The following is an 8,279-nucleotide window of genomic DNA, read 5'->3' on the forward strand; positions in this document are numbered from 1 at the left end:
ACCCCAACGGAGTTCGTTAGCGGCTGCAGCGACGCCCTCCTGCGTGAGCGAAAAACCTGAATATCACTGCCGCTCGATTGCCGGTGGCGCCCAGGTCCCATTCGAAGCGTCAGGCTTCGGCGCATAAAGCCGGAACACCAATTGAAAATCACCGTCCGGCGCCGGCAACCAGTTCGACACACGCGCCTTCGCAGGCTCGGCAGCCGAGACGGAAACATCGACGGAACCATCGCGGTTCTTCTTCAACCGGTCCCGGTCGTTCAGCGAAAGCCGCAGCGCCTTGTCGTCGATCAACGCACCGTCCTTCGTGTACGCCGTCAACGTCCAGAACCCGCGCACCGGCGGCAACTGGTTCGGCGCGAAATGCAACACGTACTCATTCGCACCGTTCAGCGCGTGGCCGTCGCTGTCGGAGAACGCCACCGGCTTCACTTCATCATCCTTCGTGCCCGTACCCGGCTGATGCCGGGCCAGGAACCCGCGCAACGTGTAGTCAGTGTCGTAGTTGCCCGCGCCGTCGCCGAACCATACCCAGCCGTTACGGCTGATCGCATTCGACGGCACCGTATCCACCCGCGTGCGGCCGTCGGCGAGACCGGACGCCAGCAAGTCGGCATCCGCCGGACGGAACTGCACCGGCTCACCCGCCTTCACGCCAAGATCAGCCAGCAAACTCACGGCGTGCGGATCATTCGGAACCGGCGGATTGTCCTGCATCGCCTTCTCCAGACGCGTGAAAAACGCAGTGGCATCGAGCGAATCGGCTTTGTCGCCACCCGTCACCACGGTCGGCGTGCTGGCCGTCACGTTCGGCCACGCGCTGCCGGCTGTGGCGACACTGGTTTTATCGGCGGAAGGCGCTTCAATGCTCATCGCCGTCTGCAGCTTGCGGGCTTCACGCACGTCGCGCTGGCCATTCACACGCACACGGATCGAAAGCCACACGTAGCGGGTCGGCGCGTCAACCCGCGTCACGCCCTCAGGCAGCGGGCCCGTATAACCCGCCGGGACAAAGGCAATCACGTTGGCCTGTTCCGCTGCCAGCCTGGCCGCTCGCGCCGCCTTCGCACTCAGCTTTTTCACCGGCGCGGGCCGGTCCGCCGTGCGAGGGATGCTGGAGTAGATCACGTTGGTCCATGCATCGAAGGCGCGGGCGTCGTAATAACGGCCGCGCGGTGCATTAGGCGTGTTCGGCAGCGAAACCAGCACCGGTCCGCTGGAAACATCCAGCCACGCGGTCGACTCAAGCGTATCCACGCTCGGCCGCCCCGACGCGCCGACGGGCGGCAGCGCCGTGGCATGCCTCAGGGTATTCACGGGCGCCTGGCCGGGCCGCGAGGCGTCGCCGCCCGTGGCTTTCTCCCGTGCAAGATCCGACACCACCAGCGGATATCCGAACACGTAGGCATCCGCCACCTGATCCTTACGCCAGCCATCCCCGCTGGTCACAACGGGCGCCTGCGTCGCGCACCCGCCAAGTACCGCCAGACTGCTCAATCCAGCGGCAACCCATAGCGCCGCGTACAACGAAACTGCCCAGCGTCGATTATTTTTCATTCGAATTAAGGATTTGTTTAAGCTTTCACTTCGTTCGTCGAGTGCGCGGCCGGTCCACGTTCCCCGGTCTTCTGCCAATCCGCGGCGCGGCGCTTAACCTATCTTGAAACCGGTTTTTATCTTATCCAATGGCGATAGGCAAGGAGCGCGTAACGCTTCTTGAACGCCCCGCTGGCGTTTCAGAAATATTTCGACCGGTTCAGGTATCGCGTAACATGATTTTTTTCGGTTTTTTTTGCCAGTTCTTTTAATCTGTCCACGAGCCGCCGATGTATCTGCCCCCGTACTTCGAAGAAAAGCGCGCTGCAGTTTTACATCGGTTAATAGCTGACAATTAGCTTTCAATCCTTATCACGCATGGCGCCAACGGTCTGGACGCGAACCACGTGCCATTTGAATTCGACGGAAACCAGGGCGAGCACGGCATTTTGCGCGCCCACGTGGCGCGGGCAAATCTCATTTGTCAGGAGATTGGGAGCGGTTCTGACGTACTGGTTATTTTCCAGGGAGCGTCCGGTTATATATCGCCAACTTTTTAAATGGAAGCCGGCGAAACCGACGCGGCAACGGCCCCTCGCCGACTCGATGCTGAACGCACCCTCTCCTGTTGAAAATACGCCTTGACCTTCCAATCATTGGAATGTCGATACTGGTTACATCGAGCTGAATTCGATGGCTCGCACTGAACCGGGAAACCTTGTCATGTCCGCACCGTCTGTTCCAACCGCCAATCCGGCTGCCGCTGCCGCCACTGGGCCAGTGTCAGCCACCGCTGAGTTCGCTATTGGCGGGATGACGTGCGCGTCGTGCGTGCGGCGCGTCGAAAAAGCGCTGGCGAAAGTGCCGGGCGTGGGACAGGTGTCGGTCAACCTGGCGACCGAAAAAGCGACGGTCCACGCCGACACGTCGGTCTCGCGCGAGCAACTTGTCGCCGCCGTGACCAAGGCCGGCTACGAGGCAACCTTCATAGAACCGGAAGCCGCGCCTGTCGCCGCGCCCGCGCACACGGGCGAACTCGTGGCAGTGGTCGTGTCGGCGCTGCTGACCCTGCCGCTGGTTTTGCCCATGCTTGGGCTGGATCTTCATCTTGGCGTCTGGGTATCGCTGGCGCTCGCCAGCATCGTGCAATTCTTGCTCGGCGCGCGCTTTTACGTCGGCGGCTTCAAGGCAGTGCGCGCGGGCGAAGGCAACATGGACCTGCTTGTCGCGCTCGGAACCTCGGCGGCCTGGGCCTTAAGCGTGTACGAACTGTTCGCGCATCCCGGCGTGTCTGCTCATCTCTATTTCGAGGCGGCGGCGGTGGTGATCACGCTCGTGCGCTTCGGCAAATGGCTCGAAGCCCGCGCCAAGCGGCAAACCACCGACGCCATTCGCGCGCTCGACGCGCTGCGCCCGGAGCGCGCGCGGATTCGCGATGCGGCCACCGGGGACGAGCGCGACGTCGCGCTGGCGGATGTGCGTAACGGGGATGTGGCAATCGTTCGGCCGGGGGAACGCCTGCCGGTTGACGGCCTGATTCGCGAAGGCCGCACGCACGTGGATGAGTCGCTGATTACCGGCGAAAGCCTGCCCGTGGCGAAGGAAACCGGGGCACGCGTGACCGCGGGTTCGATCAACGGCGAGGGGGTGATCGCCGTGGAAACGACCGCGACCGGCGCCGAGACCACGCTGGCCCGGATCATCCGGCTGGTTGAATCGGCACAGGCCGAGAAGGCGCCTATTCAGCGGCTGGTGGACCGGGTATCGGCGATATTCGTGCCGGTGATTCTGGGCATCGCGCTCGTGACGCTGGCCGGCTGGCTGCTGATGGGCGCGGGCGTGGAAACGGCCGTGCTGAACGCGGTCGCGGTGCTCGTAATCGCCTGCCCTTGCGCGCTCGGGCTGGCAACGCCCGCTGCAATCATGGCCGGAACGGGCGTGGCGGCCCGGCACGGTGTGCTGATCAAGGACCCGCAAGCGCTTGAAATGGCGCATCGGATCAGGATTGTCGCCTTCGATAAAACCGGCACGCTGACTGTTGGCAAGCCTTCCATGACAGTGTTCGAGGCGGATGAAGGCGTGGACCGGGCAGAAGCTTTGGGCCTGGCGGCAGCCGTGCAAAGACTCAGCGATCACCCGCTGGCGCGCGCGGTCGTTGCTGCCGCTGATGACGCCGGAGTTCAAGCGGTTGCCGCGAACGATGCGAAAGCGGTGGCCGGTCGCGGTGTCGAGGCGCGCCTGGGTGAACGCCATCTGGCAATAGCCAGTGATCGTTGGCTCGACGAGTTGCGGCTGGCCGCGCCGGAACGGCTGGCTGCTCGGGCGGCGGAACTGGAACAGCGTGGGAATACGGTGTCGTGGCTGGTGGATCTGGGCGGGCCCCGCGACGCAGGGGATCTTTCACGCGCTGTGACACCACACGTGCTCGCCCTGCTCGCTTTCGGCGACTCGCTGAAGCCCGGCGCGCGCGCCGCTATCGCCCGGTTGAGCGCGATGGGTATCAAGAGCGTGCTGCTCACGGGTGACAACGCCGGCAGCGCGGCCAGCGTGGCGAAATCGCTTGGCATCGCACCCGACGCCGTCCACGCGCAGATGCTCCCCGCCGACAAGGCGCGCGTGATCGCGGAACTGAAGGCATCGGCGCCGGGCGCGGTGGCGATGGCCGGCGACGGCATCAACGACGCGCCCGCGCTCGCCGCCGCCGATATCGGCATTGCGATGGCGACCGGCACCGACGTCGCCATGGAAGCCGCCGGCATCACGCTGATGCGCGGCGATCCCGCATTGGTGGCGGATGCCATCGATATCGCGCGGCGCACATATCGCAAGATCCAGCAGAACCTGTTCTGGGCGTTCGTGTACAACCTGATCGGCATTCCGCTCGCCGCGTTCGGACTGCTCAATCCGATGCTCGCAGGTGCAGCCATGGCGTTTTCAAGCGTAAGCGTGGTGACAAACGCATTGCTGCTGCGGACGTGGCGCGCTCAGGCCGGCCTGGTCCCCGCCGATGCCGATGCCCGCGGCCCTGACGGCAAGCCGATCACGCGGCCCGCGTAACGGGCTTCTTTCGGCGCGTCGCGAAACATCGCTTCGATCCGGCCTGCGATATCCGGATCGAAGGCCGCCGACTTCGCGCCGTGGGTTGTATCGACATGAAGCAGCATCTGTTCGCACGCCGAGATAGGCTCGGTCCCCTCTCCCGCGAACATCTCCATGTACAGGTGGACGCGCTTGGCGTCGAATGCGAGCACCGACGCCTCCACGCGAACCGCCGTGCCTTCCTTGATCTCGTGCAGGTAGTTGATGTGCGCCTCGAGCGTGAACAACGAACGGCCCCGCGACGAACGGCCGGCTTCATCCAGGCCGATGCGGTCCATGAACGCATCGGTCGAGAGGCTGAAGATCAGCATGTAGAACGCGTCACGGAGATGGCCGTTGTAGTCGACCCATTCGGGCCTCACCGTGTCGCGATGGATGGTGCGGTTATGCGTCACTCGTATGCCTTCTCTAGTCCGCTATGCCGTGGCGGGATTTAGCTTGCGCGATGGCCGTCATCACGCTCGTGATGCAGTCGTCGCGATAACGTTCCAGTTGCTTGATTGAATGCTCGCCTTGCTGGTCCGTCGTGCCGTCCACCACCCGGTCGATGAGTTCGTCCGTGAGTGTCGGCGCAACCAGCTTGGTCCACGGTAATTCTAGCGCCGGTCCGAATTGCTGCATGAAATGCCGCATACCGGCCTCACCGCCTGCGAGCGTATAGGTCAGGAACGTGCCCATGAACGACCATCGAATGCCTGCGCCGAAACGAATTGCATCGTCGATTTCGCCGGTGGTCGCCACCCCTTCGTTGACCAGGTGAAGTGCTTCGCGCCAGAGCGCTTCCAGCAAGCGGTCCGCGATGAAGCCCGGAACCTCTTTGCGGACTCTCAGCGGCCGCATGCCAATTGATTCATAAAATGCCGATGCTGCTTGCAGGGTTGCTTCCGAGGTCTTCTCGCCGCCGACAACTTCGACGAGCGGGAGCAAATAGACCGGATTGAACGGATGGCCCACGATGCAGCGCGACGCGTCTTTGGCGCTCGCGTAGAAATCCGTCGGGAGCAGGCCTGACGTTGACGACGCAATGATGGCTTCCGGTTTTGCGGCCCGGGATGCTTTCTCATGGAGCGTCAGTTTCAGGTCTTCACGCTCTGGAGCGCTTTCCTGAATGAAGTCGGCGTTGGCGACGCATTCCTCGATGGTCGCAACGAAGCGCAGCCTTTCCTGCGATGCACCCTCGGCCAGCCCTACTCGTTCGAGCGCCGGCCACGCATTGACTACGTTCGCCCGAAGCTGCTGCTCGGCGCCTGGCGCCGGGTCCCACGCCACCACGTCAAGTCCATGCGCTAGCGCTCGCGATACCCAGCCGCTTCCAATGACTCCCACGCCCAACGCAGCAAACGTCCTGACTTGCATATACCGGATTCCTTATTAATTTGGTGTTCTACTTGCCTTGATATTTCATGCTTGCCTTGAACCTGAAATCCCGCTTGGCGCACGGCCTGCGTCGGCGGGTTTCAGGTTGGCATCTTCTCTGTGCTTACGCGAATTGCTCGATCTTGCGGCGGTCCAGCAAACGCTCGCCGCGTGCCGGCAGGTTCAGCTTCTTTCTGCCCTCTGCCGGTGTCAACGCACGGCCGCCCAGACGCTCGATGATCTCCACCGCTCGCTGAACCAGCGTCCCGTTGCTCGCATGCACGCCGCGGTCCAGATACAGGTTGTCTTCAAGACCCACGCGTACATGACCGCCTAATAACATCGCCTGGGCGACCATCGGCATCTGCATGCGGCCGATTCCGAACCCCGCCCATTGCGCGCCGGCCGGCATGTTGTCGACCATCGACTTGAACGTGCCTACGTCGGCCGGTGCGCCCCATGGAATGCCCATGCATAGCTGGAACAACGGGGCGTCATCCAGCAAACCTTCTTTCTGCATCTGCTTGGCGAACCACAAATGGCCTGTATCGAAGATCTCGAGTTCCGGCTTCACACCCAGCTCTTGTATCCGCTTCGCGCCTGCCCGAAGTTGCGCGGGGGTGGATACGTAGATCGTGTCGCCATCGCCGAAATTCAGCGTGCCGCAGTCGAGCGTGCAGATCTCCGGCAACAACTCTTCCACGTGTGCGAGCCGGGTCAGGCCACCGACCAGGTCGGTACCGGCGCCGAACTGCATCGGCGCTTCGCCTGCGCCAATTTCCAGGTCGCCGCCCATGCCCGCGGTCAGGTTGATGATCACGTCCACGTCCGATGAACGGATGCGGTCCACCACCTCGCGGTACAACGCCGGGTCGCGGCTGCCGCGGCCCGTGCGCGGATCGCGGACGTGGCAATGCGCGACGGTGGCTCCCGCCCGCGCGGCCTCGATGGCCGCCTCCGCGATCTGCCTGGGCGTTACGGGAATAGCCGGGTGTTTGCTCGTGGTGTCTCCCGCGCCTGTTACCGCGCAAGTCACGATCACTTCATGGTTCATGTTGCGTCGTCCTTTCAAAGGCCAAGATATTGCTTCACTGCCGGCAGGCCGTCCTTGCCGTCAACCGTCTTTACGCCCGCAAGCCACGCATCCAGCACCTGGGGATTTTTCTTCAGGTAATCCTTGGCGGCGTCGGCGGGGCGCTCCTTGGCCATGACCGGGATCATCAACTGGTTCTCCAGTTGCGTGGTGAACCGCAGGTTCGAAACCAGCTTGCCGGCGTTCGGGCAGCGTGTCAGGAAGTCGGGGTTGGTCAGCGTATAGACGCGTGCTTCGCCGTAGTTCGGACCGAACACCGCATCGCCGCCGGAGAGGTAGTTCATCTTGATCTGGATGTTCATCGGATGCGGTTCCCAGCCGAGGAACACGACCCACTTCTTGTCGCGCACGGCGCGGTCGACCGTGACCAGCATGCCGGCTTCGCTCGATTGCACCAGCTTGAAGCCGCCCAGGCCGAACTGGTTGGTATCGATCATCTTCTGGATCTGGGCGTTTGCGCTGCTGCCCGGCTCGATGCCGTAGATCTTGCCGTCGAGCTCGTCCTTGTGTTTCGCGATGTCCTGGAAGGTCTTCAGGCCGGCGTCGTATTCATAGCTGGGCACGGCGAGCGTTGCTTTGGCGCCCGACAGATTCGGAGGGTCGAGCTTGTCGATCTGCTTGGCGTCGATGAACGGCTGGACGGCCTTTTCCTGCACGGGCCACCAGTAGCCCAGCGAGACGTCGATCTGCTTGGTCTTCAGGCCGGCGAGCGAGATGGGCACCGAGGCCTGGGTGATCTTGGCGTCGTAGCCAAGGCCCTGGAATACGACTGATGCGAGCGCCGTGGTCGAGGTGATGTCGGTCCAGCCGATATCGACGAATCGAACGGTGCGGCAGCTTGCGTCTTCCTTGCTTTGCGCGGATGCGCCGAGGGAGGTCAACGCGAGAAATAGACAGGCGAGCAGCTTTTTCGTTGTCGGGAGTGATGTCATGGCTTCCTGTTCCAGTAATTTTCCGTGAGGGACAGACGCGTTCGGATATGTCCGGCCGTGCGTAAAAGTAACGCCGCATAATCGTGGGGAGGCGACCGGTTGCGACTGGGAATTGACTGTTAGCGACGGTTTTTTTCGTTCGCAGTCGATGAGAATCGGTCCGGATCAAGCGCGAACGAAAAACTAAGAGGGCAGTTCAAAAAGGCTGCTCAGTTCGGCTGAAGATGTTCCAGCAGACGAGTGAGCAGGCTAGTTTGAGGAAT

General features: G+C 62.7%; 7 protein-coding genes. 2 read left to right on the plus strand and 5 right to left on the minus strand.

All coding sequences use genetic code 11. From position 1 onward, the window contains the following. Positions 1 to 63: 63 nt before the first annotated feature. Positions 64 to 1,557 (minus strand): DUF1254 domain-containing protein, encoded by a 1,494-nt coding sequence (locus AWB69_RS39940; protein ID WP_062092289.1) that lies wholly within the window; start codon positions 1,555 to 1,557, stop codon positions 64 to 66. Between the two features lie 350 nt (positions 1,558 to 1,907). On the opposite strand from AWB69_RS39940, the gene AWB69_RS50990 reads away from it, so the two are divergent. Both AWB69_RS50990 and AWB69_RS39945 read left to right on the plus strand, forming a co-directional pair. Beyond that, positions 1,908 to 2,096, plus strand: coding sequence for an FMN-binding negative transcriptional regulator (locus AWB69_RS50990; protein ID WP_407923080.1), 189 nt, complete (start codon positions 1,908 to 1,910; stop codon positions 2,094 to 2,096). A gap of 163 nt (positions 2,097 to 2,259) precedes the next feature. Next, positions 2,260 to 4,593: a heavy metal translocating P-type ATPase gene (locus tag AWB69_RS39945; protein WP_269447522.1), complete on the plus strand. Its 2,334-nt coding sequence runs from the start codon at positions 2,260 to 2,262 to the stop codon at positions 4,591 to 4,593. On the opposite strand, the gene AWB69_RS39950 is transcribed toward AWB69_RS39945, so the two are convergent. From AWB69_RS39950 to AWB69_RS39965, 4 genes are all read right to left on the minus strand, one after another. Further along, positions 4,521 to 5,036: a thioesterase family protein gene (locus AWB69_RS39950; RefSeq protein WP_156529143.1), complete on the minus strand. Its 516-nt coding sequence runs from the start codon at positions 5,034 to 5,036 to the stop codon at positions 4,521 to 4,523. The genes AWB69_RS39945 and AWB69_RS39950 overlap by 73 nt on opposite strands. 7 nt (positions 5,037 to 5,043) lie before the next feature. Beyond that, positions 5,044 to 5,991, minus strand: a complete 948-nt coding sequence (locus AWB69_RS39955; protein ID WP_062092292.1) for an L-carnitine dehydrogenase — start codon at positions 5,989 to 5,991, stop codon at positions 5,044 to 5,046. Positions 5,992 to 6,115: 124 nt separating this feature from the next. Then, positions 6,116 to 7,045, minus strand: coding sequence for a BKACE family enzyme (locus tag AWB69_RS39960; protein WP_062092293.1), 930 nt, complete (start codon positions 7,043 to 7,045; stop codon positions 6,116 to 6,118). Between the two features lie 14 nt (positions 7,046 to 7,059). Then, on the minus strand, positions 7,060 to 8,016 hold the full coding sequence (locus tag AWB69_RS39965; protein WP_062092294.1) for a choline ABC transporter substrate-binding protein: 957 nt from the start codon (positions 8,014 to 8,016) through the stop codon (positions 7,060 to 7,062). Positions 8,017 to 8,279 lie beyond the last annotated feature (263 nt).

Origin of the sequence: Caballeronia udeis (assembly GCF_001544555.2) — a bacterium.
GTDB lineage: Bacteria > Pseudomonadota > Gammaproteobacteria > Burkholderiales > Burkholderiaceae > Caballeronia > Caballeronia udeis.

Excerpts from the sequence above, each read along its gene's own strand:
- AWB69_RS39955 (WP_062092292.1), bottom strand. The coding sequence starts at position 5,991 with ATGCAAGTCAGGACGTTTGCTGCGTTGGGCGTGGGAGTCATTGGAAGC.
- AWB69_RS39940 (WP_062092289.1), bottom strand. The coding sequence starts at position 1,557 with ATGAAAAATAATCGACGCTGGGCAGTTTCGTTGTACGCGGCGCTATGG.
- AWB69_RS39965 (WP_062092294.1), bottom strand. The coding sequence starts at position 8,016 with ATGACATCACTCCCGACAACGAAAAAGCTGCTCGCCTGTCTATTTCTC.
- AWB69_RS39945 (WP_269447522.1), top strand. The coding sequence starts at position 2,260 with ATGTCCGCACCGTCTGTTCCAACCGCCAATCCGGCTGCCGCTGCCGCC.
- AWB69_RS39960 (WP_062092293.1), bottom strand. The coding sequence starts at position 7,045 with ATGAACCATGAAGTGATCGTGACTTGCGCGGTAACAGGCGCGGGAGAC.